The sequence below is a fragment of the Hydrogenophaga sp. genome, assembly GCF_965657535.1.
Classification (GTDB): domain Bacteria; phylum Pseudomonadota; class Gammaproteobacteria; order Burkholderiales; family Burkholderiaceae_C; genus Hydrogenophaga.
Map to the genome: position 1 here is coordinate 460,977 of NZ_CBFHOP010000003.1, position 23,465 is coordinate 484,441.

Genomic DNA, 23,465 nt, shown 5'->3' on the forward strand with positions numbered 1-23,465 from the left:
CCCCATGGCACTGACCATCACCTTGCTGGGCGGCGAGTCCACCGGCAAGTCCACCCTGGCCCAGGCGCTGCAACGCCATCTGAACGACACCCTGGGCATACCCACCGTGCGGGTGCCCGAGCACCTGCGCAGCTGGTGCGAAACCATGGGCCGAGCGCCCCAAAGGCACGAGCAAGCAGCACGGGCGCATGAACAAGCCCGCCAGATCGATCAAGCCAGCCAGCCAGCTGGCGTGCGCGTCGTGGTTGCCGACACCAGCCCCCTCATGGTGGCGGCCTACAGCGAGCTGTATTTCAACGACCGCAGCCTGTACCCGTCCGCACTGGCGCAGCAGCGGCGCTACAGCCTGAGCCTGCTCATGGGCCTCGATCTGCCCTGGGTACCAGACGGCCTGTTTCGCGACAGCCCCGCCGTGCGCGAAGCCACCGACACCGTACTGCGCCGCGAACTGCAGGCGGCCGGTATGGGCTTTCAGACGGTCTATGGTCGGGGCGGCGCCCGGCTGCAGCAGGCGCTGCGTGCCATTGGCCCGCTGCTGGGCGAGGCGCTGGCACCCACCGACCCCAGCCTGAGCGAAGGCCGGGTAGCCTGGAACTGCGAAAAATGCAGCGACCCCGCCTGCGAACACCGCCTCTTCAGCCAGTTGATCCAACGGCAAAATCCCACTCAAACACCCGCATGATCCCGGCCAGCCCCACGCCCGACTTCCGTTCACCCGATTTTCTGCGCGCCCATGTGCGGGATACCTTGGCGTTTTACCTGCCCCGCGCCATCGACCCGGCCGGCGGCCTGTTTCACTTCCTGCGGGATGACGGGAGCGTGTACGACCGCCACACCCGCCACCTGGTGAGCAGCACCCGCTTTGTCATCACCTGTGCCATGGCGCAGCGGCTGGACCCCAGCGAGGGCCACCGCCTGTCCTTGCAGCAAGCGTTTGACTTTGTGCAAGTCCACCACAACCCGGCCACGGGTGGCTATGCCTGGCTGCTGGACTGGCGCGACGGCCAGAAAACCGAACTCGACGGCACCAACCACGCCTACGGCCTGGCCTTTGTGCTGCTGGCCCACGCACACGCCCACATGGCCGGCGTGCCAGGCGCCCACGCGGGTATCGGCCGCACATTCGATGTGCTGGAACAGCGCTTCTGGGAACCCGCGCACGGCCTGTACGCCGACGAAGCCACCGCCGACTGGCAGCTAAAGCCCTACCGCGGCCAAAACGCCAACATGCACCTTTGCGAAGCCCTGCTGGCGGCGTTTGATGCCACAGGCGAAGCGCGCTACCTGGACCGCGCCGCGCTGCTGGCCGAACACATCACCGTGCGGCAAGCCGCATTGGCCGGTGGCCTGGTGTGGGAACACTACCGCGCCGACTGGTCGGTGGACTGGGACTACAACCGCGATGACAAGACCAACATCTTCCGGCCCTGGGGCTTTCAGTCCGGTCACCTGACCGAATGGGCCAAGCTGCTGCTGTTGCTGAACCAGCGCCGCCCGCAAGTGGGCCTGGTTGAACGCGCCCAGCGGTTCTTCGACACCGCCATGGAGAAAGCCTGGGACGCACAACACGGCGGCCTGTTTTACGGCTTTGCGCCCGACGGCAGTGTGTGCGACAGCGACAAATACTTCTGGGTACAAGCCGAGTCGTTTGCCGCCGCTGCGCGCCTGGCGGTTGCCACGGGCGAAGCGCGTTACTGGGCCGACTACGACCGCCTGTGGGCCTACGCCTGGGCGCACTTTGTAGACCACACGCACGGCGCCTGGTGGCGCATTTTGCGGGCCGACAACAGCAAGATCAGCGACGAAAAGAGCCCCGCCGGCAAGGTGGACTACCACACCATGGGTGCCTGCCACGACGTTCTTGAGCTGCTGGGATGCCCGCTGCGCCGCTGAAGGGGGACCAGATCAGCTGCACGGCAAAGCCGCAGCAACGCTCGTGTTGTAACGTGCGCAGAGCCCCCATCCAGCCCCCAGCGGGGTAGGGCGTTCAGCAATCCCCACGCGAGAGCGCTTCATTGCGGTGGGCGAGCGCCTTCCCCCGCTGGGGGAAGGCTGGGATGGGAGCCCGCTTGCTTGGTCAGTGCACCCCAGGTGACCCCGGTGCCTGCTTGAGCGGCTGCAAAAACACCTGCGCCGCATCCACCGGGTCAAACCGGTACTGCGCGCCACAAAACTCGCAGCCCACCTCCACCTGGCCCTGCTCGGCCAAGATCGATTCCACCTCTTCGCGGCCCAGGCTGCGCAGCATGCTGCTTACCCGCTCTTGCGAGCAGGTACAGGCAAACTTCGGCCCCTGTTCGCCGGTCAACGGCTCGAAGTGGCGTACGTCTTCTTCCCAAAACAAGCGGTGCAAAATGGTTTCGGCGTCCAGTTCCAGCAGCTCCTCGCGTTTCAGGCTGGACGCCAGAATAGCGATGCGGTTGTAGTCTTCGTTGCGGCCAATCTGGTCTTCGTCCGAACGCACCACGCCGCTGCCGTCCAGGTTGGCTTCGCCCTGCATGGGCAAGCGCTGAATCAGCAGGCCGGCGGCCACCTGGTCGTTGGCGGCCAGCACCAGACAGGTGTCCAGCTGCTCGCTCTGCAGCATGTAGTGCTCAATCACCTCGCTGAGCTTTTCCAGCTTTTCGTGGCGGTCGCCAAACAGCGGCACCACGCCCTGGTAAGGCTGCTGGCCCGGCAGGCGGTCTTTCGGGTCGAGCGTGATCGCGCAGCGGCCCTGGTTGTTCACGTTGACCATGTGCGACAGCGGCGCATTGATGGCCACCTCGCCCACCACGGTGGCGGTGGCGCGCAGGCTCAGGTCGGGCTGCACTTCGGCCACGGCCAGCTTCACCGGGCCATCGCCCATGATCTGCATCACCAGCGCGCCGTTGAACTTGATGTTGGCCTGCATCAGCGTGGCCGCAGCGGCCATTTCGCCCAGCAGCTCGGTCACGGCAGCAGGGTAGCCACCGCCCTCGCGGCGGCGTTGCAAGATGTCTTGCCAGGCGTCGGTCAGGCGCACGAGCATGCCGCGCACCGGCAGGCCTTCAAACATGAATTTGTGGAGTTCGGACAAAAGGTTCTTTCAGAAACAGGGCTTACGCAAAGCCGTCAGGGTCAGGAGCCGCAGACCGTGCAAACGCAAGGCAAGGCGAAGCAACAACGTCATCGCGACTTTGCGTGAGTCCAGAGCAATTCAGCGCTGGCAGATCGGGGTCAAGCCAGCTTATTCAAGCCCTTGCGGTAGCGCTGGGCGTTTTCAATGTAGTGCTGGGCGCTCTGGCGCAGGCCTTCCATTTGCTCAGGTGTCAGGCTTTTGACCACGCGCGCCGGGCTGCCCATGATCATGGAGCCATCGGGGAATTCTTTGCCCTCGGTCACCAGAGAGCCCGCACCCACCAGGCAGTTTTTGCCAATCCTGGCGCCATTGAGCACGATGGCACCAATGCCAATGAGCGAGCCGTCGCCCACCGTGCAGCCGTGCAGCATCACCTGGTGGCCAACCGTTACAAAGTCGCCAATGGTCAGCGGCATGCCCACGTCGGCATGCAACACGCTGCCGTCTTGCACGTTGCTGCCCCGGCCAATGGTGATGGTTTCGGTGTCGCCGCGCACCGTGGTGCCAAACCACACGCTGCTGTCTTCACCCAGCACCACATCGCCCATCACCTGCGCGTTGTCAGCCACCCAGGCCGATTCGGCCATGCGGGGCGCCAAGCCGTCGAGTTCGTAAATTGCCATGGTGCGAGTCTCCTGTGAAGCTGTGGGGGTGCGTCGGGCAGGACTTGCCGGCGCAAAACCTAGAATTGTAGGGATGCAAGCCCCCGCAACACAGCCACAGTCCATGTCAGCGCCCTGGCCCAACGTTTCGTGGCGCCAGCAAGCCCTGCAAGTGCTGTGCATCACCGACCCTGCCGCCAAGGTGGCCGCCACCCACGCACTGTTTGGCGCCATGCAGGGCCAGCCACACAACCACGCGGCCGCCTTTGGCACGGCTACCCCGCTGCAGCCCGACCCGGCCAGCCCCCTGCCCGGCCGGCCGCTCAAGCCCGTGCTGCTGGCGCCCATGCAGGTGCCGCACCGCTCGCCCTTCACCCCCGAAGGCCTGGCCGCGCTGGTGCACGCGGTGTGCCACATCGAATTCAACGCCATCAACCTCGCGCTGGACGCGGTGTGGCGCTTCCCCGGCATGCCCACCGAGTTTTACAGCGACTGGCTGCGCGTGGCCGACGAAGAAGCCACCCACTTTGGCGTGCTGCATACCCACCTGCAGAGCCTGGGTCACGCCTACGGCGACTTCCCTGCCCACGACGGTTTGTGGGAAATGTGCGTCAAAACGCAAGACGACATCACCGCCCGCATGGCCTTGGTACCCCGCACCTTAGAGGCGCGCGGGCTGGACGCCACGCCGCTCATCCAGGCCCGGCTGCGCAAGGTCAACACCCCAGCAGCCCTGCGCGCCATCGAGATTCTGGACGTGATCTTGCGCGACGAAATTGGCCATGTGGCCGTGGGCAACCGCTGGTACGGCTGGCTGTGCACGCAGCAAGGCCTGGAGCCGCTGGCGCACTACCGCGCACTGGCCCGGCAACACAACGCCCCCCGGTTGAAACCGCCGTTCAACGACGCGGCCCGGCTCGCGGCTGGGTTTACGCAGCAAGAGCTGGACGCGCTGGAGAACCCGGAAAGGGCGTGAAGCGCCTGGATTGGCAGAGGGATACCCCGCTCCGTCAACCGCTCACGTAGGTTTCAAGCTGGTTGATGGTGAACTCGTGATCGGCAATCACGTCGGCCATGATGTCGCGCATGGAAATCAGACCCAACACCTTGTCGCCATCCACCACGGGCAGGTGGCGGAAACGTTTTTCGTTCATCAGCGCCATGCACGCGTGCGTGCCGGTGTTCGAAGGTACGGTGAACACCTCGGACGTCATGATGTCGGCCACGGTGGTTTCTTTGGAGTTGCGGCCTTTCAAGGCCACCTTGCGGCAGTAGTCGCGCTCCGAAAAAATTCCGGTCAGCCGGTCGCCATCCATCACCATCAAGGCACCCACGCCCAAGTTGGACAACAGTTCCAGCGCACCAAACACACTCACGTCGGGTGCGACGCGCAAAAACTTGCTCTGGTCATTGGCTTTGAGCAATTGAGCAACGGGCTTCATGGGGCTCTCCTTGGAAAAAGTGGCGTCCCGGCTAGCTTACAGAGAAGGCTGACGCCCCGACACAGCACGGCCGCCATTTTGGCCAATTTCAGGGAAAGTATCCACACCCGACAAGCCGCTTGTATTTGCATCAATTTTTAAAAACTCGATTGCATTCCTTAGTTGAACCGAACAACCCAGCTTACAGCCGCACACCCGCTACTGCCTGGAGCCCACCGTCCACCGCCCAACCTCCCAAACAGCCTCACCAGACCCTCCCAGCAGTAACCGGGATAATCCCGCATGACCACCGCTTCCCTGAACCCTACCGCTTCGGCACTAGCCGCACCCTCTTTCAGCCAGTTGCCGCTCAGCCCGGCTATGCTGGCCAACCTTCAGCAGCTGGGCTACCTCAGCATGACGCCCATCCAGGCGGCCAGCCTGCCGGCCGCTTTGCTGGGCAAAGACATCATTGCGCAGGCCAAAACCGGCAGCGGCAAAACGGCCGCTTTTGCCCTCACGCTGCTTTCCAACCTGAACCCGCGCCGCTTTGCGGTGCAAACGCTGGTGCTGTGCCCTACGCGCGAGCTGGCCGATCAGGTGACGACCGAAATACGCCGGCTGGCGCGGGCTGAAGACAACATCAAGGTGGTGACGCTGTGTGGTGGTGTGCCGCTGCGCGGGCAAACAGCCACCCTGGAGCACGGCGCGCACATCGTGGTGGGCACACCCGGGCGGCTGATGGACCACCTGGAGCGCGGCAGCCTTCAGCTGGAGGCGCTGAACACGCTGGTGCTGGACGAGGCCGACCGCATGCTGGATATGGGCTTTTTTGACGACATTGTGAAAGTGGCGCGGCAGTGCCCCAAGACGCGACAGACCCTGCTGTTTTCAGCCACCTACCCAGAAGGCATTGCCAAGCTGAGCGCGCAGTTCATGCGCGAGCCGGTGACGGTGACGGTGGAGGCGCAGCACGCTGGCGGCCAGATTGAGCAGCGCTGGTACCAGGTGAGCGAAAACGAGCGGCTGGACGCAGTAAGCAAGCTGTTGCTGCACTTTCGCCCAGCGAGCACGCTGGCGTTTTGCAACACCAAGGCGCAGTGCCGCGACCTGGTGGCGGTGCTGCAGGCGCAGGGCTTCAGCGCGTTGGCGCTGTTTGGCGAACTGGAGCAGCGAGAGCGCGACCAGGTGCTGGTGCGCTTTGCGAACAAGAGCTGTTCGGTGCTGGTGGCCACCGATGTGGCCGCGCGGGGCCTGGACATTGCCAGCCTGGCAGCGGTGATCAACGTGGACGTGACGCCCGACGCCGAGGTGCACATTCACCGCATTGGGCGCACCGGCCGCGCGGGCGAAAGCGGCCTGGCGCTGAACCTGGCGAGCATGAACGAGATGGGCTCGGTGGGCAAAATTGAGCTGCTGCAGGGCCGTGAATCGGAATGGCACGAGCTGAGCGAGCTGACGCGCACCGGCAAAGGCCCGCTGGTGCCGCCCATGGCCACGCTGCACATTCAGGGTGGGCGCAAAGAAAAAATTCGCCCTGGCGACGTGTTGGGCGCGCTCACCGCCGACCTGGGTTACACCCGCGAGCAGGTGGGCAAGATCAATGTGAACGAGTGGTCCACCTACGTGGCGGTGGACCGCGCCATTGCCCAGCAAGTGGCCAGCCGCCTGAACGACGGCCGCATCAAAGGCAAGAGCGTGAAGGTGCGGGTGCTGGAAGACTGAAGCCGCCCGGCTTTCAGCTGTTCAGCCAATCTGCGTCTTGGCCTTCAATCAACACGGCACTGAAGCCGGCTTCTTCCAGTTTGGCGGCAATGTCCTCAGCCGCAATCATGCTGGTGTGGCTCACCCAGGCCTGGCGTTTGGCCAGGTCCACGTCGGCCATGTTCACACAGGGCAGGTCTTGCAGTTCAAACATGACGGCGTCAGCGTCGTCTTGCGTGTGCATCTGGGCAATTTCAAACCGGGTTTCGGGCATGAGGTTCCTAAGGTGGGTGCAGGGCACGCTGGGTCTATCCCAACGCCGTACTGACTCGGTGCCATTTTTCCAGCAATCTCAAGCCAGTGCATGACCCGGGCAAAGGCATGGACTTGAACGGCTGGCAGCCAAGCTGCTGCCGGCTGGCCAGCCACCCTGGCGCAGGGCGCACAATCTCTCTATTCAAAAACAGCGCGCCCGCGTGCGCGCACAGTCCCTCCCAAGCCCCCGCCATGACAACAGAAACCCAGGCCGCCACCCCATCCGAACCATCGCCGCTGTGCGAGCCTTGCCAGGGCATTCAGCGCAACTGGCGCGGTGCGCCCGGCCATGCCGAGCTGCAGCAAGGCAACCACCGCAAGGAACTGCGCGGCACGGTGCAGGTAACCATCACCGGCTATTTTTGCGACCGCTGCGGCACGCATTGGCACTACACCAACGACAAAACCAACCAGCGCGCGGGCTGGTCGGTGGTGGTCGATTGAACCGGCAAAGCCCCGCATGAAAGCTCCGCCCCGGCTGCAAGCGCTGGTTGAAGAAGGCCTGATCGACTCGGTGGTGCGCCAGCTCATGAGCGGCAAAGAGGCCATGGTGTTCGTGGTGCGCTGCGGCGAAGAAACCCGCTGCGCCAAGATTTACAAAGAAGCCAACAACCGCAGCTTTCGGCAGGCGGTGGACTACACCGAAAACCGCAAAGTCAAAAACTCGCGTCAGGCGCGGGCCATGGCCAAAGGCACGAAGTTTGGCCGCGAAGCCCAAGAAGCCGCCTGGCAAAGCGCCGAGGTGGACGCGCTCTACCGCCTGGCGGCCGCTGGTGTGCGCGTGCCCACGCCCTACAACTTTTTTGACGGTGTGCTGCTGATGGAGCTGGTGACCGACGCCCACGGCGACGCCGCGCCGCGCCTGAACGATGTGCGCTTCACGCCCGAACAGGCGCGCCAGCACCACGCGACGCTGGTGGCCGAGGTGGTGCGCATGTTGTGCGCGGGGGTGGTGCACGGCGACTTGTCTGAATTCAACATCTTGCTAGCGCATGGCGGCCCCAGTGACGGTGGCAGCGCCGGTCTGGACTTCCCCGTGATCATTGACCTGCCGCAAGCGGTGGACGCCGCTGGCAACAACCACGCTCCGCGCATGCTGCTGCGCGACGTGGCCAACCTGCGCGACTTCTTCGGCCAGTTTGCACCCGAGCTGCGCGGCACCCAATACGGCCCCGAAATATGGAGCCTGTACCAAAGCGGGTTGCTGAGCAACGACACCGTGCTCACCGGCCGCTACACGCCCCGCCACACCGATGTGGACCTGGCCAGCGTAATGCGCGAAATTGACGATGCGCGCGACGAAGACGCCGCGCGCAGGCTGCGCATGGCGCAGTGAGCTGCGCTGGCTCGCGCTTACATGCTCACCCTCCAGCACCGCATACCGCCAAACCGCATCGGTTGTTCATGGGGCAGGAGCACCAACCAAAAGTGTGGGGCGGTATAGCCCGGTGCTCTGCCGGGACCGGCTCTGCCAAACGGCCAGTACAGCCCCCTTGTAGGCAGCAAGCAGCGCTGCGGGGGTGTGACTTCAGCCGCGGGGGTGGTGCTGCGCCACGATGGTTTTCAAGCGCTCGCGGGCCACGTGGGTGTAAATGGTGGTGGTGGAAATGTCAGCATGGCCCAGCAGCATTTGCACTGCGCGCAGGTCGGCGCCGTGGTTCAGCAAATGGGTGGCAAAGGCGTGGCGCAGCGTGTGCGGCGACAGCGGGCTGGTGATGCCCGCGAGCTGCGCATATTTTTTGACCAGTTGCCAGAACATGGCCCGCGTCATGGCATCACCGGCACGCGAGCCTCGAGCAGTGACAAACAGGTCTTCGCTCTGCAGGCCCGCCAAGATGTCGACCCGGCCCTGCCCCACATAGCGCTGCAACCACTGGCCAGCGATCTGGCCAAACGGCACCAGACGCTCTTTGTTCCCCTTGCCGGTGATGCGCAGCACGTGTTCGTTCAGGCCCACGTGCCAGGTCTTGAGGGTGACCAGCTCGCTGACACGCAGGCCACTGGCGTACATGAGCTCCAGCATGGCGCGGTCGCGCAGACCCAGCGGCGTGCTGGTGTCGGGCGCGTTCAGCAGGGCTTCCACTTGTGCCTCGGTCATGGTTTTGGGCACGCGCAGCGGCTGGCGCGCGGCCACCAGGCGCAGGGTGGGGTCGGTGGTGATGAACCGTTGGCGCAGCGCCCAGCGAAAGTAGCGCTTGAACACCGTGAGCCGCCGGTTGGCGGTGGTCGCGCGCGTCTGGCTGTGCTTGTCGGCAAAGTACCGGTTCAGGTCGTGTTCGCGCACGTCCAGCAAGGTCTTGCCTTGCTCGGACAGCCACTGACCCAGCAGCACCAGGTCGCGGCGGTAGGCGTCGAGCGTGTTGCGCGAAAGGCCCTCCTCCAGCCAGAGCGCGTCGGCAAAGGCATCGGCCGCCTCGCGGCTGGCCAGCTCTTGGGGCGACACAGCGACGGCTGGCGGTGGTGCGTGGGTCTTGGCCATGGTTGCGAAATTCGGTTAAGCCAGAAGTGTGAACGTTGAAAAAAGGGCACCCAAAAAGGCGGAAAACCCGGGAAAACCCGCCCTTGCCGGTACGCGTTTCCCCCATCGGCACGCCTTGAAGTTGCTGTATTCTGCCCATTTGATTTCATCCAACGACAGGAGACACACAGCATGCGTTTGATTCACAAAATCGGTCTGGGTTTGAGCTTGGGCGCGGCCCTCGTCACCGGCGCGGCCAATGCCCAACAACAGTTCGTCAACGTGCTCACCGGTGGCCAGAGCGGCGTGTATTACCCCATGGGTGTCGCGTTGTCGCAGATTTTCGCCAAAGACATCCCCAATGTGCGCTCCACCGCGCAGGTCACCAAAGCTTCGGCCGAAAACCTGAACCTGCTGCAAGCCGGCCGTGGTGAGCTGGCCTTGGCGCTGGCCGACTCGGTGTCGGACGCCTGGAAGGGCGAGGCCGAAGCGGGCTTCCCCAAGAAGCTCGACAAGCTGCGCGGCCTCTCGGGCACCTACAACAACTACATTCAGATCGTGGCCAACGCCGATTCCGGCATCAAGACCCTGGCCGACCTGAAAGGCAAGCGCATTTCGGTGGGCGCGGCCAAGTCGGGCACAGAGCTGAACGCCCGCGCCATTTTTAAAGCCGCCGGCCTGGCCTACAGCGACATGGCCAAGGTGGAATACCTGCCGTTTGGTGAGTCGGTGGAACTGATGAAGAACCGCCAACTGGACGCGACCTTGCAGTCGGCCGGTCTGGGTGTGGCGTCCATCCGCGACCTGGCCACGGCCGTGAAGATTGTGGTGATTCCGGTGCCCGCTGACGTGGTGGCCAAGGTCGGCGACGCGGCCTACCAGGCATCCGTGATTCCGGCCAACACCTACACCGGCCAAACCGAAGCCGTGGCGACCGCAGCGATCCCCAACTTCCTGGTGACGCACAGCGGTGTGTCCGACGATGTGGCTTACCGCATGGCCAAGGCGATGTACGACAACATCGACACCCTGTACGCCGCGCACAACGCCGCCAAGGTGATCAAGCGCGAAAACGCCATCAAGGGCATGCCCGTGCCACTGCACCCCGGTGCCGAGCGTTACTACAAAGAGGTGGGGCTGATCAAGTAATCGGGCCCCGAAAGACGGGCACCACACCGGCACCCGCCTTTTGCGACGCGGCCCCTACCCGGGGCCGTTTCCATTTCTGTCGACACAAGCTCACATGAACGACCACACCAGCAACCCACCCAACGACAACCCTGGCGGCCACGGCAGCGCCCTCACCGGCGCCATCTTCTGGGTCGCCATCGCGTTTTCGGCCTACCAGCTCTGGATGGCTTCGTTTCACCCGCTTTCCAGCCAGGTGATCCGCGCCATTCACGTGGGCTTTGTGCTGCTGATGATCTTTGCGCTGTTTCCGCCCATGGGCGGGCGCTCGGGCCTGTGGCGCGCAGCGGGCTGGGTGCTGGGCATTGCCGGCTTTGCCACCGGCTTGTACCAGTGGCTTTTTGAAGCCGACCTGACCCAGCGCGCCGGCGACCTGACGCAGGCCGACTGGGTGGTGGGCGTGCTGCTGATTGCCTTGGTGTTTGAAGCGGCACGGCGCGTGATGGGCTGGGGCTTGCCGCTGGTGTGCGCCACGTTTTTGCTGTATGCCATGTTTGGCGAACACCTGCCCGGCGCCATGGCGCACCGCGGCTACGGGCTGGACCAGATCGTGAGCACGCTGGGTTTTGGCACCGAAGGCCTCTACGGCACACCCACCTACGTGTCGTCCACCTACATTTTTCTGTTCATTCTGTTTGGCGCGTTTCTGGAGCAGGCCGGCATGATTCGCCTGTTCAACGATTTCGCCATGGGCACGGTGGGCCACACCCGCGGTGGCCCGGCCAAGGTATCGGTCATTTCCTCTGGCCTCATGGGCACCATCAACGGCTCGGGCGTGGCCAACGTGGTCACCACCGGGCAGTTCACCATTCCGCTCATGAAGCGCTTTGGCTACAGCCCAGCCTTTGCCGGCGGTGTAGAAGCCACGGCCAGCATGGGCGGGCAGATCATGCCGCCGGTGATGGGGGCCGTGGCCTTCATCATGGCCGAGACCATCAACGTGCCCTACATCGAGATCGTCAAGGCGGCGCTGATCCCGGCCATCTTGTATTTCGTCACCGCGTTCTGGATGGTGCACCTGGAAGCCGGGCGCAAGGGCCTCATGGGCTTGCCCAAAGACGAATGTCCCAACCCCTGGACCGCCGTGAAAGAGCGCTGGTACCTGCTGCTGCCGCTGGCCGGTCTGGTGGCGCTGCTGTTTTCGGGCTACACACCGTTGTTTTCAGGCACCGTGGGACTGGGCCTCACGGTCATTCTGATTTTTGGCGCGGCGGTCATCAGCGGCGTCAAGCCCATGGCGCTGCGCGGCTTGGCCTGGGTGCTGCTGGGCTTTGCCTGCGCGGGCTTCTTCCAGTTTGGCGTGGGTACCTTCTTTGTGGTGAGCGCCTTGTTGGTGGCGCTTACGTTCATCTTGCGCACCGGGGGCGATGCACGCGCCCTGGCCGTGAAAGCGCTGGTGGACGGCGCGCGCCACGCCCTGCCCGTGGCCATTGCCTGCGCGCTGGTGGGCGTGATCATTGGTGTCATCAACCTCACCGGCGTGGCCGCCGAACTCGGCGGCCACATCATCGCCATCGGCCGCGAAAGCCTGTTCCTGGCGCTGGTGCTGACCATGCTCACCTGCCTGGTGCTGGGCATGGGCATTCCCACCATTCCCAATTACATCATCACCAGCTCGCTGGCCGCGCCGGTGCTGTTGGAGCTGGGCGTGCCGCTCATCGTCTCGCACATGTTCGTGTTCTATTTCGGCATCATGGCCGACCTGACACCGCCAGTGGCCTTGGCCTGTTTTGCCGCAGCGCCTATAGCGCGCGAGAGCGGGTTGAAGATCAGCATGCAGGCCATCCGCGTGGCCATTGCCGGTTTCATCGTGCCCTTCATGGCGGTCTACAGCCCGGCGCTCATGCTGCAAAGCGGCGACTGGACCGACACCGCCTGGATCGTCTTCAAAGCGCTGGTGGCCATTGCCATGTGGGGAGCGGCTGCCATTGGTTTCCTGTTCAGTCGGCTGAACGTGGTGGAACGCATTGTTGCCTTTGGCTCGGCCAGCTTCCTGGTGGTGGCCCTGCCGCTGACCGACGAAATTGGACTGGGCGCCGTGGCGGTTTTCATCGCCTGGCACTTCTGGCGCACGCGCCAGCAGCGCGCCCTGGCGGCGGCACGCTGAAGCCCGGCGGTGGCCCTGATCGGTATCTGTCTGGCGCTGGCGGCATCAAGCGCAGCGCCGGTGTTTGTGCCCGCCGAGCGCTTCACGCTGGCCTGGATGCACTCCATTGAAAAAGTGCGCTGGGAAGAAGACTACGCCGTTACGCCATCGCCATCGCCATCGCCACCGACGCTGCAGGCGCTGGCCGCGCGGGTGCGCGGCTCGGCCGCCGGCATGGAGCCGCCCGACGACGCGCGCCTGATCAACGGCCGGTACACCTACACACCGCACATGCGAAACCCGGCCGAACTGCGCCTGACGCGCTCGGAATTCACACCCGACTACGAGCTGTGCCTGCAAGGCCAGTGCCAGCCCCTGTCGGTCTGGTTGCCGTCCGATGGCGGCATTACCCGGCTAACGGCTTGCAGCCATCCCGGCTGATGCCGCTTGCCAAGCCCACCGTTGCTATGCTCCCCGCGTGAACTTCGCCCAACTCCTCTTCCCAGATTTCTCGCTCATCCTCATCGGCTACCTGCTGTGCCGCTTCACCGCGCTCAACCGCGGGGTGTGGTCGCAGGTGGAGATCCTGGTGTATTACTTTCTGTTCCCGGTGCTGTTGTTTCACTCCATTGTGAAAAGCCCGCTGGACTTGTCTGCCGCCTCCAGCCTCATGGGGGCTGGCCTTTCGCTGGGCGTGGCGGCCATTGCACTCAGCTACTCGCTGCCCTATTGGCCGTGGCTGGGCAACAAGCTGGACGTGCGGTTGCACGCGGCCAGTGCGCAGGTGGGCTTTCGGTTCAACTCGTTCATTGCGCTGGCGCTGGCCGACAAAGTGGCCGGGCCCCAAGGGCTGCTGATGATCGCGGTGCTGATTGGCGTGTGCGTGCCGCTGTTCAACGTCGGTGCCGTGTGGCCCATGGCGCGACACGCAGGCAAAGGTCTCGTGCGCGAGCTGGTGCGCAACCCTCTCATCGTGGGCACCGCCAGCGGCCTGGTCGCCAACCTGCTCGGGTTTTCCATGCCAGTGTGGCTGGAACCCACGGTGAACCGCATTGGCCAGGCCTCGCTGGCGCTGGGCCTGATGGCCGCCGGTGCCGGCATGCAGTTCGGCACCCTGGCATCGGCCAAAACGCTGGGCGCCATGGTGCTGGCCGTGAAACACCTGGCCATGCCGCTCATGGCATTTGGCCTGGCGCTGCTGTTCCGGCTGGACGCCACCCAAACCACCGTGCTGCTCATGTTTTCGGCCGTACCCACCGCATCCAGCTGCTACGTGCTGGCGGCACGCATGGGCTACAACGGCCCGTATGTGGCCGGGCTGGTCACGCTGTCCACCCTGCTGGGCATGGCGAGCTTGCCGTTTGCGCTGGGGGTGCTGGGGCAACTCCATCTCGGGTGAAGTACGGCGGGTCAGCGCAAAAGAGGCCGCCCGCACACGTGTCGCGCTCAAGTTTGGTGAAGAGGTACCGATAAGTCGTCTGATGACTAGGCGAATACCCGCCAGTTCCCAGGCACTCAAGAAGCGCCCGGGCTCACTGGCTGGCCTGGCGATTGTGTTTTTCACCCAGAGAGCGAGACCATGTCCCACCAGTTTTCAACCCCAGACTTCGGGCCCAAAACCGCGCTTGCCGTGGTGGCCATCGCCTTGGCAAGCCTGGCCCCGGCGACCGCGCAGACCGTCAAACAGGCCGCCAAACCCACGGTCATCGGCAAGCCGATTGCCCACCAGTACATCGTGACGCTGAACCCCTCGGTGAGCGATGCAGACAACGAGGCCCGACAACTTATACAAGGAACGGGTGGCACATTGGGCCGGGTGTACCAGCATGCTTTCAAGGGTTTCAGCGCGCGCCTGCCCGCGGCCGCCGTCAACGCGCTGCGCAACAAACCCGAGGTGCGCCTGATCGAACAGGACGCTGTGATCTACCTCAACAACACACAAAACAGCGCGCCCTGGGGCTTAGATCGCATCGACCAGGTCGACCGCCCGCTGAGCAGCACGTACGAATACACCGCCACCGGCCTGGGGGTGCGCGCTTATGTCATCGACACAGGCATCCGCGCGGGTCACCAGGACTTTTCGGGCCGCATGCTGGCCGGGTTCACCGCCATCAACGATGGCCAGGGAACCAACGATTGCAATGGCCATGGCACCCATGTGGCGGGCTCCGTGGGCGGCACCACCTGGGGCGTTGCCAAAGGTGTTCAGCTGGTGCCGGTGCGGGTCCTCGGGTGCGACGGCTCAGGCTCTTACAGCGGCGTGATCGCGGGCATCGACTGGGTGGCCAGCCAGGCCCACCGTCCGGCCGTGGCCAACCTGTCGCTGGGCGGGCCAGCCTCGGCCTCGCTGGACGCAGCCGTGGCTGGCGCGGTGGGCAAAGGCGTGACCGTGGTGGTGGCCGCCGGCAACGACAACGCCAACGCGTGCAACTATTCGCCCGCTCGGGAGCCCCTGGCCATCACCGTGGGCGCCACCACATCTACTGACGCACGCGCCAGCTACTCCAACTTTGGCACCTGCCTTGACGTGTTTGCGCCCGGCAGCGCCATTGTGTCGGCCTGGATCACCAGCGACACCGCCACGGCCACGCTCAACGGCACGTCCATGGCCAGCCCACACGTGGCCGGTGTGGCGGCACTGGTGTTGCAAACACAGCCGCAAGCCAGCCCGCAAGCGGTGTCTGATCACCTGAAAAATACCGCGTCTGTCAACAAGCTCAGCAGCATCGGCACCGGTTCGCCCAACGCTTTGCTGTACGCGCTGGGTACCGGGCAGGCTCAAGAGCCCGCAACCCTGAGCGTGGCGGTGAGTGCCATGTCGGGCAAAGCGTTGCTCAGCAAGAAAAACTGGCAGGCACAGGCCACCGTGACGGTGCGCGACCTGGCCAGCGGAACGCCGGTGGGGGGCGCTAGCGTCAGCGTCGGGTTCAACCCGGGTGGCAGCGGGAGCTGCACCACCAGCCTGAGCACGGGTTCGTGCAGTGTGACCAGCAGCACCATCAACAACCGCACCAGCGCCACGGAGGCCAAAGTCAACCAGGTGAGCGGCAACTCCATGGTTTACGAGAGTTCGCAAAACAGCGTCACGGCCATCCGGATCACCAAATAAGGCGGGCAACCGTCTTGCCGAGCCCTGCAGGCCTCACTTCGTGGGGGTGGGCGGCAGTGGCGCCACCAGATCCATGCGCCGCTGAATGCGCGCCGCTTCCTCCACCGCACCACTGGCCTGCGCCCGCGCCTGCTGCACCTTCAGCCAGGCCAGCAGCGGGCGGCGCCAGCCCTGGGCCGAGGCAGTTTGCACCGCTTGCGCCACAACGCCCGGGGTCGCCACGCCCCGCTGCAGCAGCACGCCCGCAGCGACCAGGCTTGAGAGCGGGTCTTTGATGTTGACCAGAGCGCTCTCCGGCGCTGTGGCCAAGGCCAGTGGCCGGTGGACCTCGGGCAGCAGCGCCGCGTCCACCGCCAGCGCTTGGCCTTTGAGGTACCGCGCATAAGCCAGCTCGGCGGGTGCTGCGTCGGCCGCCAAGGCCTCAAAACCGGTGCAGGTTTCAAACACCAGAGAGGCCGCCCGCGTGGCGCAGCGCAGCAGCTCCACACGGGCCACCAGCTCGGGCTGGCCGGTGCGCGCCACCTCGCTGCGGGCGCGGGCAAATTCCACCGCTTCGATGCGGCTGTCACCGCTGAGCCAGGCATCTGCGGCGCGCTCCAGGCTGCTTTTGGCGTTCATCTGCCAGTCGGGTGGGGGTGGCGTGTTGCTGCAGGCCGCCAGGGAAAGCGCGAGCAGGCTCAAGGAAAGCAGGCGTGTGTTCATGGCAGTCGTATGTCGGTGTCGCGGGCAAACGGCCACTTGCGGTTGAGTTCATTCACCAGGCTGTCCACCTTGCGCAGGCTGGCTTCCACCTCGGCACGCAGCACATTCAGGTCCACCGTGGCTTCGCGGGTGTTGCTGGCAATGGCCTGGGCTTCCACCAGCACCGCGTCCACCCGTTGCAGGCTGCCCCGGGCTTCGCCCAGCAAGCCGTTGAGTTGCTGCACGGTGGCGCGTGCGTCGGTCACCAGCCCGCCCTGGCCGGGCGCAGCGCCTTCGCCAAACACCTGCCTGTCGGCGTTTTTCACCAGTCCGTCCAGGCGTGCCACCAGCGTGTCGGCGCGCGCCAGCAGCGCGTTGCTGCGGGTCAGCGCTTCGGCCACTTTCTTCGCATCGGCTTCGTTGCCCAGCAGCACACCCATGGCGCCTTGCGGTCCGTTGAGTTTTGCCGTCACGCTCTGGAGATGGTTGAGGCTCTGGGCCAGTGCCGCATCCGAGTTGGTGAGCGCGTTCAGGTTGTCCAACAGGTCTCTGATGGACGCGGTGAGCTTGGGTATTTCAGCCGCCGCGTCGCCGCGCAGCACGGTGCGCTCGGCGCCGTCTTCCAGCGGCGGGTCTTCCAGCACGCCGCTGTAGGCGCGTATGCGGGTGCTGCCCACCAGGCTGCGTTCCATGGTGAAGATGCTCGATGTGCGCAGCCAGCGCGCATCTTTGCTGGGCACGTCCACCAAAATGCGGGCGTTGCCGTCGTCGCCCAATTCCACCCGGGCCACCCGGCCAATGGCAAAGCCGGCAAAGGTCATGTCCATGCCCACCACCACGCCTTCAATATCGTCCGACACCAGCACCAGGCGCTGCGTGCGTTCAAAGGCGCCGCGCGCGTACAGCACATACAGCGCCGAACCGATCACGAGCACCAGCATGAGCAACAGCAGCAGCGCGGCCTTGACCTCCAGATTTTTCACCGGCGGCGGCTGGTCTGGCGGCAGCGGCGTCGGCACTTCGGGCTCGGGCAGGGGTGGGTTTGTGGTGTTCATGGGCTCAGTAATAGTTGCCGACCAGTGACAGCACTTCAATCAGCAGCACCACCGAAAACAGGCGGGCGAACTCGGAAATGTCGCTGCGGCGGCTGTAGCGGCCGTCGGCGTCGCGCTGGGCGCTGGCGGCCAGCGGCACCACCGCCACCGCGAGGCTGAAAAACAGGGTCTTGAGGCTGAATATGAGCGTGACGGCCGGTGTGAACACACTGCCCACGCTGCGCGTGTACGACGGAAAACCCCAGGGCGAAAAACCATAGACCGTGAGGTAAGCCAGCACCAGCGCCACCACGCAGCTCACCGCCGCCAGCAGCAGCACCGAAAACACCGTGGCCAAGGCGCGCGGCAGCAACTCGGTGCGCAGCAGGGCCTGGTCGTTGTACTCCACGCCGTTGCGCTGCTGCTCGGCCAGCAGTTTGCGTATGCGCTGCGCGCCCGGCATGGCGTAGCGCACCGCCACAAACATGGCGGCATACAGCGGAATCAGCTCCAGCACGAGCGTGCGCACCAGCACCTCCAGCGCGTATTGCGACAGGCCGTAGCTGAAGGCAGTGGCCACCACAATGCGGATCAGAACCACGCTGATGAGCGCCGAGAGCACCAGAAACCAGGTCAGCAGTGGCGCCGTAGCCAGATACAGGTTGCGCAACACGGCGGCGCGCTGCGCGCCGCGCTGGTAGCTCGATGGCAAAAACGCCAGCACCACAATCTGAGCGCCCAGTAGCAACACCTGCCACCAGTTGGTCCAGGTGGCACGTACCCGCTGGCCCCATTGGCTGAGCTTGGTTTGGGCGGTTGAGACAGGGTCCATGGCGGCATGATAGCCCGCGAGACCTGTCACGGCTTGTGGCGCGTCAATGCAGCGAAACCCGGCTGAAAACGAACGGCGAACCTGGGCACGCAGGTGACAGCAGGCTGGTGTAAACGCGCATGGCAACCGGGGCCATTTGGTTTTCAATCGTGGCACGCCACACGGCAGCCCCTTGGCGCTGCCCGCGCCTTTTTCTCAAATGCCTATTCAGGAACAAGCCATGACAAGCAGCCTTCACCCGGTGGTACGCCGCCAGACCATTGCCGATGCCCTGCACCGCACCGCCGTTCGCCTGCCGGCCAAAACCGCCATTGTTTGCGGCGCCACGAGCTGGACCTACGCCGAGTTTGACGCGCTGGTCTCCCGCCTGGCCGCAGGGCTGCACACCATCGGCGTCATGGAGGGCGACAAGGTGGCCGTACTGGCACGCAATTCGCACGGCTTTGCCGCCTTGCGCTTTGCGCTGGCGCGCCGGGGCGCGGTGATGGTGCCCATCAACTTCATGCTCAAGGCCGACGAGGTGGCCTACATATTGCGCCACGCGGGTGCCCAGACGCTCGCCACCGACAGCGGCCTGGCCGGGCTGGCGCGTGAGGCGTCAGCGCTGGACACGCAGGTAAAGCAGTTCATCTGGCTGCCCAGCGAAGACCCGAGCGAGCCGGTGCCCGGCATGCACGCTTTCGACGCACTCACCGCCTGCGCCGACGCCCTGCCCGACGTGACCCTGGGCAGCTTTGACCTGGCCCAGATTGTGTACACCAGTGGCACCGAGTCCACCCCCAAAGGCGCCATGCTCACGCACGACGCGGTGCTGTGGCAGTACGTCAGCTGCATCATCAACGCCGAAATTGCCGAGACCGACCGCACCCTGCACGCCCTGCCGCTGTACCACTGCGCCCAGCTCGACGTGTTTTTTGGCCCGGCCATCTACATCGGCAGCAGCAACGTGATCACCAGCAAGCCGGTGCCCGACAACCTGCTCGCATTGATCGAGCGGCTGCAAATCACCAGTTTCTTTGCGCCGCCCACGGTCTGGATCGCGCTGTTGCGCTCGCCGCTGTTCGACGCGGCCAAGCTGGGCAGCCTGACCAAGGGCTACTACGGCGCGTCCATCATGCCGGTCGAGGTGCTCAAAGAGCTGGCCACGCGCCTGCCCAACGTGCGGCTGTGGAACCTGTACGGCCAGACAGAAATTGCCCCGCTGGCCACCATGCTCGGCCCCGACGACCAACTGCGCAAACCCGGCTCGTGCGGCAAGGCCGTGCTGAACGTGGAAACCCGCGTGGTCAACGACGCGATGCAGGACGTGGCCGTGGGCGAGGTCGGCGAAATCGTGCACCGCTCGCCGCACCTCATGCTCGGCTACTTCAACGACCCCGAGCGCACCGCCGCCAGCTTCGAGGGCGACTGGTTCCACAGCGGCGACCTGGCCGTGATCGACGACGAAGGCTTCATCACCGTGGTGGACCGCAAGAAAGACATGATCAAAACCGGTGGCGAAAACGTGGCCAGCCGCGAGGTGGAAGAAATGATCTACCGCCTGCCTGCGGTGAGCGAGGTGGCGGTCATTGGCCTGCCCGACCCCAAGTGGGTAGAAGCCGTGGCGGCTGTGGTGGTGGTGAAAGCCGGCCAGCAGCTCACCGAGGCCGAGGTGCTGGCCCACTGCAACGCGCACATGGCGCACTTCAAGGCGCCCAAACGCGTGGTGTTTGCCGACACCTTGCCCAAAAACCCGAGCGGCAAGCTGCTGAAAAGAGAACTGCGACGCAACTACGCGGGCTGAAAGGCGGTCTGCGCCAGCGCCCAGGCCACATGCTCGCGCACCACGGCGTCCGGGTGCTGCCCGCGCGAGACCAGCGCAGAGCGCAAGGCCGGATCGTCCGCCAGCCGCAGCGCATTGCCCATCGCCACCGCAATATTGCGCAGCCACCGCGCATGCCCAATGCGGCGGATGGGGCTGCCTTCGGTGCGGCGCAGAAACTCGTCTTCGGTCCAGGCAAACAGTTCGATCAGCGTTGAGCCGGTGAGGCCTTCGCGTGGGTCGAAGTCGGGCAAGCTGGTGCGCTGCGCAAACTTGTTCCAGGGGCACACCAGCTGGCAGTCGTCGCAGCCGTAGATGCGGTTGCCCATGAGCGGGCGCAGCTCTTCGGGAATGGGCCCCGCGTGTTCGATGGTGAGGTAGCTGATGCAGCGCCGGGCGTCCAGCCGCTGCGGCCCGAGGATGGCTTGCGTGGGGCACACGGCTATGCAGGCGGTGCAGGCGCCGCAATGGTCGCTCACCGGCTCGCTCGCGGGCAAGGCAATGTCCAGGTAGATCTCGCCCAGAAAAAACATCGAGCCGCCTTCGCGGTTGAGCACCAGCGTGTGTTTGCCGCGCCAGCCCTGGCCGCTGCGCTGCGCCAGTTCGGCCTCCAGCACCGGGGCGGAGTCGGTAAACACACGGTGGCCCAGCGGGCCCACTTCGGCAGCGATGCGCTCGGCCAGTTTTTGCAGGCGGCTGCGCAAGACCTTGTGGTAATCACGCCCCCGGGCGTAGAGCGAGACCACCGCTTCGCCCGGCCGCTGAAGGCGCGCCAGCTCGGTGGCTTGCCAGTCTTCGGGGGTGCCCTGCGGCAGGTAGTCCATGCGCGCGGTGATCACGCTCACCGTGCCCGCCACCAGCTCGGCGGGCCGCGCGCGTTTCATGCCGTGGCTGGCCATGTAGCCCATATCGCCGTGGAAACCAGCATCCAGCCAGGCTTGAAGGCCAGGCTCGGCTGCCGAAAGGTCGACACCGGCCACGCCAATTTGGGAAAATGCGAGCTCCCGGCCCCAGGCCTGTATCTGTGAGACGAGTTGAGCAGCATCAAAACCGGACTTCATATGCCGCCCATTGTAGAAACGCCCACCGGGCCAGACACGCCCAAGGCTCGCGCGGCCTGGCACGGGCACTGGGCCAGCGAGGCCGACACCGAGGCCTTTGCCCGCCAACTGGCCACCTGCCCGGCCCTGGCGCACGCCACCCTCGCGCTGCACGGCGACCTGGGCGCCGGCAAGACCACCTTTGTGCGCCACCTGCTGCGGGCGCTGGGCGTGCGCGGGCGCATCAAAAGCCCCACCTATGCGGTGGTGGAACCCCACAGCGCCATCGACTGCCCGCTGATGCCCGCGGGCGAGCCGTTGCTGGTCTGGCACTTCGACTTTTACCGCTTCAACGACCCGCGAGAGTGGGAGGATGCGGGTTTTCGCGAACTTTTCGCCACGCCGGGTCTCAAGTTGGTGGAATGGCCCAAGCGCGCCGGCCCTTTTTTGCCCGTCGTTGACCTCGACATCGACATCCAACCCGACGACATGAGCCACACCCACCCCGCCGATGCAGAACCCGACGAAGCCCGCCAGGTGCGGCTGACGGCGCATACGCCGACCGGCCAATGTTTGCTGGACGCTCTGACGGCATGAGCAGCATCGAACGCCGCACGCTGCTGCGCGCCGGCACGCTGGTGCTGCTGCTGGGCGTGCAGCACATTGCACGCGGCGCCAGCGTGGTGGCCGTGCGGCTGTGGCCTGCTGAAGATTACACCCGCGTCACCATCGAGTCGGACGGTGCGCTCAAGGTGCGCCAGACGGTGACGTCGGACCCTGCTTCGCTGGCGGTGGAGCTGGAAGGCATTGACCTGGTGGCCGGCCTACGCGAACTGGTGGGCCAGCTGAAAACCAACGACCCCAACATTGCGGGTATCCGCGTGGCGCAGGGTGCGGGCAACACGGTGCAGCTGGTGCTGGCGCTGAAGCAGCCCATGCGCCCGCAGGTTTTCAACCTGCAGCCCGTGGCGGCTTACCAGCACCGGCTGGTGTTTGACCTGTACCCGCTGAACGCACCCGACCCGCTGGAGCAGCTGATCAGCCAGCGCGTGAAAGAGCTGGACGAGGCCAGCGAACGCGCAGCGCGCTTGCTGGGCCTGGAAACCGGCGCCATGGGAGCGATGGGCGCAAGCACACCAACCACGGACCCTGCGCCGGTACCCGACACCGCAGTGGACCCGCTGGGTGCTCTGATTGCCCTGCGCGAGCGCCCCGGCGCAGGCGCAAGCCGCATGCCCGCGCCCACCCCGACAGCCAGCACGCCGCCCACCCGCCCCGGCACCGACCGCGCCGGCGTGGGCGCCACCGTGAGCGCCAACGCCAGTGGCAGCCCGGCCAAACAGGCGGTGCAAACCGGCCGAGCCACCGAGCGGCTGATTGTGGTGGCGCTGGACCCCGGACACGGCGGCGAAGACCCGGGCGCCATTGGGCCCGGTGGCACCTACGAAAAAGACGTGGTGCTTCAAATTGCACTGCGCCTGCGCGACCGCATCAACGCGACCCGGGTGAACGGCAACCCCATGCGCGCCTACCTCACCCGCGACGCCGACTTTTTCGTGCCGCTGCACGTGCGGGTACAAAAAGCCCAGCGGGTGCAGGCCGACCTGTTCATCAGCCTGCATGCCGACGCCTTCTACACCCCACGCCCGCAAGGTGCAAGCGTGTACGCGTTGAGCACCCGGGGGGCCAGCAGTGCGTCGGCCCGCTGGATGGCCAACAAGGAAAACGCCGCCGATCTGGTAGGCGGTCTGAACGTCAAAGCCAAAGACGCCACCGTGCAGCGCGCCATGCTCGACATGAGCACCACCGCGCAGATCAACGACAGCCTGAAGTTGGGCAGCGCCATGCTGGGCGAGGTGGGCCTCGTGGGCAAGCTGCACAAGCCGCGCGTGGAACAGGCCGGGTTTGCGGTGCTGAAAGCGCCCGACATTCCGAGCGTGCTGGTGGAAACGGCGTTCATCAGCAACCCGGAAGAAGAATTGCGCCTGAAAAGCGTGGCCTACCAGACGGAGCTGTCCGATGCCCTGCTCAAAGGCATCGTGCGGTACTTTTCACAAAATCCGCCGCTGGCGCGCACCCGGCAGCTGTAAAGCG

23 protein-coding genes are annotated in these 23,465 nt (G+C 65.2%); 14 read left to right on the top strand and 9 right to left on the bottom strand.

Annotated elements, in window-relative coordinates; all coding sequences use genetic code 11:
• The first annotated feature begins 4 nt into the window (after positions 1-4).
• Positions 5-682 carry an AAA family ATPase gene (locus tag ACTG4K_RS07460; RefSeq protein WP_439113549.1) on the top strand — a complete coding sequence of 226 codons (678 nt, stop codon included), beginning with the start codon at positions 5-7 and terminating at the stop codon, positions 680-682.
• The gene (locus ACTG4K_RS07465; RefSeq protein ID WP_439113597.1) at positions 619-1,893 is read left to right on the top strand and encodes an AGE family epimerase/isomerase; all 1,275 of its coding nucleotides are present in this window, start codon (positions 619-621) and stop codon (positions 1,891-1,893) included. Before ACTG4K_RS07460 ends, ACTG4K_RS07465 begins: the two co-directional genes overlap by 64 nt.
• A 184-nt stretch (positions 1,894-2,077) precedes the next feature.
• Here ACTG4K_RS07465 and ACTG4K_RS07470 read toward each other — a convergent pair whose 3' ends face one another.
• Entirely contained in the window at positions 2,078-3,058 is a 981-nt protein-coding gene (locus ACTG4K_RS07470) for an Hsp33 family molecular chaperone HslO (RefSeq protein ID WP_439113550.1), read from the bottom strand.
• A 140-nt stretch (positions 3,059-3,198) separates the two neighbouring features.
• Positions 3,199-3,723, bottom strand: coding sequence for a gamma carbonic anhydrase family protein (locus ACTG4K_RS07475; RefSeq protein WP_439113551.1), 525 nt, complete (start codon positions 3,721-3,723; stop codon positions 3,199-3,201).
• 103 nt (positions 3,724-3,826) lie between these two features.
• Here ACTG4K_RS07475 and ACTG4K_RS07480 point away from each other — a divergent pair, with 103 nt between their 5' ends.
• Positions 3,827-4,678: a ferritin-like domain-containing protein gene (locus ACTG4K_RS07480; protein ID WP_439113552.1), complete on the top strand. Its 852-nt coding sequence runs from the start codon at positions 3,827-3,829 to the stop codon at positions 4,676-4,678.
• A 34-nt stretch (positions 4,679-4,712) separates the two neighbouring features.
• Here the strand turns inward: ACTG4K_RS07480 and ACTG4K_RS07485 are convergent, their stop codons facing one another.
• Positions 4,713-5,144 carry a CBS domain-containing protein gene (locus tag ACTG4K_RS07485; protein ID WP_439113553.1) on the bottom strand — a complete coding sequence of 144 codons (432 nt, stop codon included), beginning with the start codon at positions 5,142-5,144 and terminating at the stop codon, positions 4,713-4,715.
• A 282-nt stretch (positions 5,145-5,426) separates the two neighbouring features.
• Between ACTG4K_RS07485 and dbpA the strand changes: the two genes are divergently transcribed.
• The gene (dbpA, locus tag ACTG4K_RS07490) at positions 5,427-6,848 is read left to right on the top strand and encodes an ATP-dependent RNA helicase DbpA (protein WP_439113554.1); all 1,422 of its coding nucleotides are present in this window, start codon (positions 5,427-5,429) and stop codon (positions 6,846-6,848) included.
• 13 nt (positions 6,849-6,861) lie between these two features.
• Here the strand turns inward: dbpA and ACTG4K_RS07495 are convergent, their stop codons facing one another.
• Positions 6,862-7,101 (bottom strand): heavy-metal-associated domain-containing protein, encoded by a 240-nt coding sequence (locus ACTG4K_RS07495; RefSeq protein WP_439113555.1) that lies wholly within the window; start codon positions 7,099-7,101, stop codon positions 6,862-6,864.
• Positions 7,102-7,334: 233 nt separating this feature from the next.
• Here ACTG4K_RS07495 and ACTG4K_RS07500 point away from each other — a divergent pair, with 233 nt between their 5' ends.
• Together ACTG4K_RS07500 and ACTG4K_RS07505 are read left to right on the top strand one after the other, a co-directional pair.
• On the top strand, positions 7,335-7,586 hold the full coding sequence (locus ACTG4K_RS07500; protein WP_439113556.1) for a hypothetical protein: 252 nt from the start codon (positions 7,335-7,337) through the stop codon (positions 7,584-7,586).
• Between the two features lie 16 nt (positions 7,587-7,602).
• Complete coding sequence (locus ACTG4K_RS07505; protein ID WP_439113557.1) at positions 7,603-8,478, top strand: PA4780 family RIO1-like protein kinase; 876 nt, start codon at positions 7,603-7,605, stop codon at positions 8,476-8,478.
• A 192-nt stretch (positions 8,479-8,670) separates the two neighbouring features.
• Here ACTG4K_RS07505 and xerD read toward each other — a convergent pair whose 3' ends face one another.
• Complete coding sequence (gene xerD, locus ACTG4K_RS07510; RefSeq protein ID WP_439113558.1) at positions 8,671-9,621, bottom strand: site-specific tyrosine recombinase XerD; 951 nt, start codon at positions 9,619-9,621, stop codon at positions 8,671-8,673.
• Positions 9,622-9,792: 171 nt separating this feature from the next.
• On the opposite strand from xerD, the gene ACTG4K_RS07515 reads away from it, so the two are divergent.
• The 5 genes from ACTG4K_RS07515 to ACTG4K_RS07535 all read left to right on the top strand — a co-directional run bounded on the left by ACTG4K_RS07515 (position 9,793) and on the right by ACTG4K_RS07535 (position 15,983).
• Complete coding sequence (locus tag ACTG4K_RS07515; protein ID WP_439113559.1) at positions 9,793-10,749, top strand: TAXI family TRAP transporter solute-binding subunit; 957 nt, start codon at positions 9,793-9,795, stop codon at positions 10,747-10,749.
• Between the two features lie 94 nt (positions 10,750-10,843).
• A complete protein-coding gene (locus ACTG4K_RS07520; RefSeq protein ID WP_439113560.1) occupies positions 10,844-12,895 on the top strand; it encodes a TRAP transporter permease in 2,052 nt (683 codons plus the stop codon).
• A 9-nt stretch (positions 12,896-12,904) separates the two neighbouring features.
• Entirely contained in the window at positions 12,905-13,315 is a 411-nt protein-coding gene (locus ACTG4K_RS07525; RefSeq protein WP_439113561.1) for a DUF1850 domain-containing protein, read from the top strand.
• Between the two features lie 37 nt (positions 13,316-13,352).
• Positions 13,353-14,273, top strand: a complete 921-nt coding sequence (locus tag ACTG4K_RS07530; protein ID WP_439113562.1) for an AEC family transporter — start codon at positions 13,353-13,355, stop codon at positions 14,271-14,273.
• A 180-nt stretch (positions 14,274-14,453) separates the two neighbouring features.
• Positions 14,454-15,983: a S8 family peptidase gene (locus ACTG4K_RS07535; protein WP_439113563.1), complete on the top strand. Its 1,530-nt coding sequence runs from the start codon at positions 14,454-14,456 to the stop codon at positions 15,981-15,983.
• A 33-nt stretch (positions 15,984-16,016) separates the two neighbouring features.
• Here ACTG4K_RS07535 and ACTG4K_RS07540 read toward each other — a convergent pair whose 3' ends face one another.
• Genes ACTG4K_RS07540 through ACTG4K_RS07550 form a run of 3 tightly spaced genes read right to left on the bottom strand, consistent with a single transcriptional unit; the run spans position 16,017 to position 18,530 of the window.
• Positions 16,017-16,685 carry a hypothetical protein gene (locus tag ACTG4K_RS07540; RefSeq protein WP_439113564.1) on the bottom strand — a complete coding sequence of 223 codons (669 nt, stop codon included), beginning with the start codon at positions 16,683-16,685 and terminating at the stop codon, positions 16,017-16,019.
• Positions 16,682-17,719 carry an MlaD family protein gene (locus tag ACTG4K_RS07545; RefSeq protein WP_439113565.1) on the bottom strand — a complete coding sequence of 346 codons (1,038 nt, stop codon included), beginning with the start codon at positions 17,717-17,719 and terminating at the stop codon, positions 16,682-16,684. Before ACTG4K_RS07545 ends, ACTG4K_RS07540 begins: the two co-directional genes overlap by 4 nt.
• 4 nt (positions 17,720-17,723) lie before the next feature.
• Positions 17,724-18,530 carry an MlaE family ABC transporter permease gene (locus ACTG4K_RS07550; protein WP_439113566.1) on the bottom strand — a complete coding sequence of 269 codons (807 nt, stop codon included), beginning with the start codon at positions 18,528-18,530 and terminating at the stop codon, positions 17,724-17,726.
• A 220-nt stretch (positions 18,531-18,750) separates the two neighbouring features.
• Between ACTG4K_RS07550 and ACTG4K_RS07555 the strand changes: the two genes are divergently transcribed.
• A complete protein-coding gene (locus ACTG4K_RS07555) occupies positions 18,751-20,313 on the top strand; it encodes an acyl-CoA synthetase (protein WP_439113567.1) in 1,563 nt (520 codons plus the stop codon).
• Here ACTG4K_RS07555 and queG read toward each other — a convergent pair.
• Complete coding sequence (gene queG / locus ACTG4K_RS07560) at positions 20,301-21,392, bottom strand: tRNA epoxyqueuosine(34) reductase QueG (RefSeq protein ID WP_439113568.1); 1,092 nt, start codon at positions 21,390-21,392, stop codon at positions 20,301-20,303. The genes ACTG4K_RS07555 and queG overlap by 13 nt on opposite strands.
• Here queG and tsaE point away from each other — a divergent pair.
• The gene (gene tsaE / locus ACTG4K_RS07565; RefSeq protein WP_439113598.1) at positions 21,375-21,968 is read left to right on the top strand and encodes a tRNA (adenosine(37)-N6)-threonylcarbamoyltransferase complex ATPase subunit type 1 TsaE; all 594 of its coding nucleotides are present in this window, start codon (positions 21,375-21,377) and stop codon (positions 21,966-21,968) included. The genes queG and tsaE overlap by 18 nt on opposite strands.
• Positions 21,965-23,461: an N-acetylmuramoyl-L-alanine amidase gene (locus ACTG4K_RS07570; RefSeq protein ID WP_439113569.1), complete on the top strand. Its 1,497-nt coding sequence runs from the start codon at positions 21,965-21,967 to the stop codon at positions 23,459-23,461. Before tsaE ends, ACTG4K_RS07570 begins: the two co-directional genes overlap by 4 nt.
• Positions 23,462-23,465: the final 4 nt, after the last annotated feature.

Excerpts from the sequence above, each read along its gene's own strand:
- ACTG4K_RS07460 (WP_439113549.1), top strand. The coding sequence starts at position 5 with ATGGCACTGACCATCACCTTGCTGGGCGGCGAGTCCACCGGCAAGTCC.
- ACTG4K_RS07475 (WP_439113551.1), bottom strand. The coding sequence starts at position 3,723 with ATGGCAATTTACGAACTCGACGGCTTGGCGCCCCGCATGGCCGAATCG.
- ACTG4K_RS07480 (WP_439113552.1), top strand. The coding sequence starts at position 3,827 with ATGTCAGCGCCCTGGCCCAACGTTTCGTGGCGCCAGCAAGCCCTGCAA.
- ACTG4K_RS07485 (WP_439113553.1), bottom strand. The coding sequence starts at position 5,144 with ATGAAGCCCGTTGCTCAATTGCTCAAAGCCAATGACCAGAGCAAGTTT.
- dbpA (WP_439113554.1), top strand. The coding sequence starts at position 5,427 with ATGACCACCGCTTCCCTGAACCCTACCGCTTCGGCACTAGCCGCACCC.
- ACTG4K_RS07495 (WP_439113555.1), bottom strand. The coding sequence starts at position 7,101 with ATGCCCGAAACCCGGTTTGAAATTGCCCAGATGCACACGCAAGACGAC.
- ACTG4K_RS07500 (WP_439113556.1), top strand. The coding sequence starts at position 7,335 with ATGACAACAGAAACCCAGGCCGCCACCCCATCCGAACCATCGCCGCTG.
- ACTG4K_RS07505 (WP_439113557.1), top strand. The coding sequence starts at position 7,603 with ATGAAAGCTCCGCCCCGGCTGCAAGCGCTGGTTGAAGAAGGCCTGATC.
- xerD (WP_439113558.1), bottom strand. The coding sequence starts at position 9,621 with ATGGCCAAGACCCACGCACCACCGCCAGCCGTCGCTGTGTCGCCCCAA.
- ACTG4K_RS07515 (WP_439113559.1), top strand. The coding sequence starts at position 9,793 with ATGCGTTTGATTCACAAAATCGGTCTGGGTTTGAGCTTGGGCGCGGCC.
- ACTG4K_RS07520 (WP_439113560.1), top strand. The coding sequence starts at position 10,844 with ATGAACGACCACACCAGCAACCCACCCAACGACAACCCTGGCGGCCAC.
- ACTG4K_RS07535 (WP_439113563.1), top strand. The coding sequence starts at position 14,454 with ATGTCCCACCAGTTTTCAACCCCAGACTTCGGGCCCAAAACCGCGCTT.
- ACTG4K_RS07540 (WP_439113564.1), bottom strand. The coding sequence starts at position 16,685 with ATGAACACACGCCTGCTTTCCTTGAGCCTGCTCGCGCTTTCCCTGGCG.
- ACTG4K_RS07545 (WP_439113565.1), bottom strand. The coding sequence starts at position 17,719 with ATGAACACCACAAACCCACCCCTGCCCGAGCCCGAAGTGCCGACGCCG.
- ACTG4K_RS07550 (WP_439113566.1), bottom strand. The coding sequence starts at position 18,530 with ATGGACCCTGTCTCAACCGCCCAAACCAAGCTCAGCCAATGGGGCCAG.
- ACTG4K_RS07555 (WP_439113567.1), top strand. The coding sequence starts at position 18,751 with ATGACAAGCAGCCTTCACCCGGTGGTACGCCGCCAGACCATTGCCGAT.
- queG (WP_439113568.1), bottom strand. The coding sequence starts at position 21,392 with ATGAAGTCCGGTTTTGATGCTGCTCAACTCGTCTCACAGATACAGGCC.
- ACTG4K_RS07570 (WP_439113569.1), top strand. The coding sequence starts at position 21,965 with ATGAGCAGCATCGAACGCCGCACGCTGCTGCGCGCCGGCACGCTGGTG.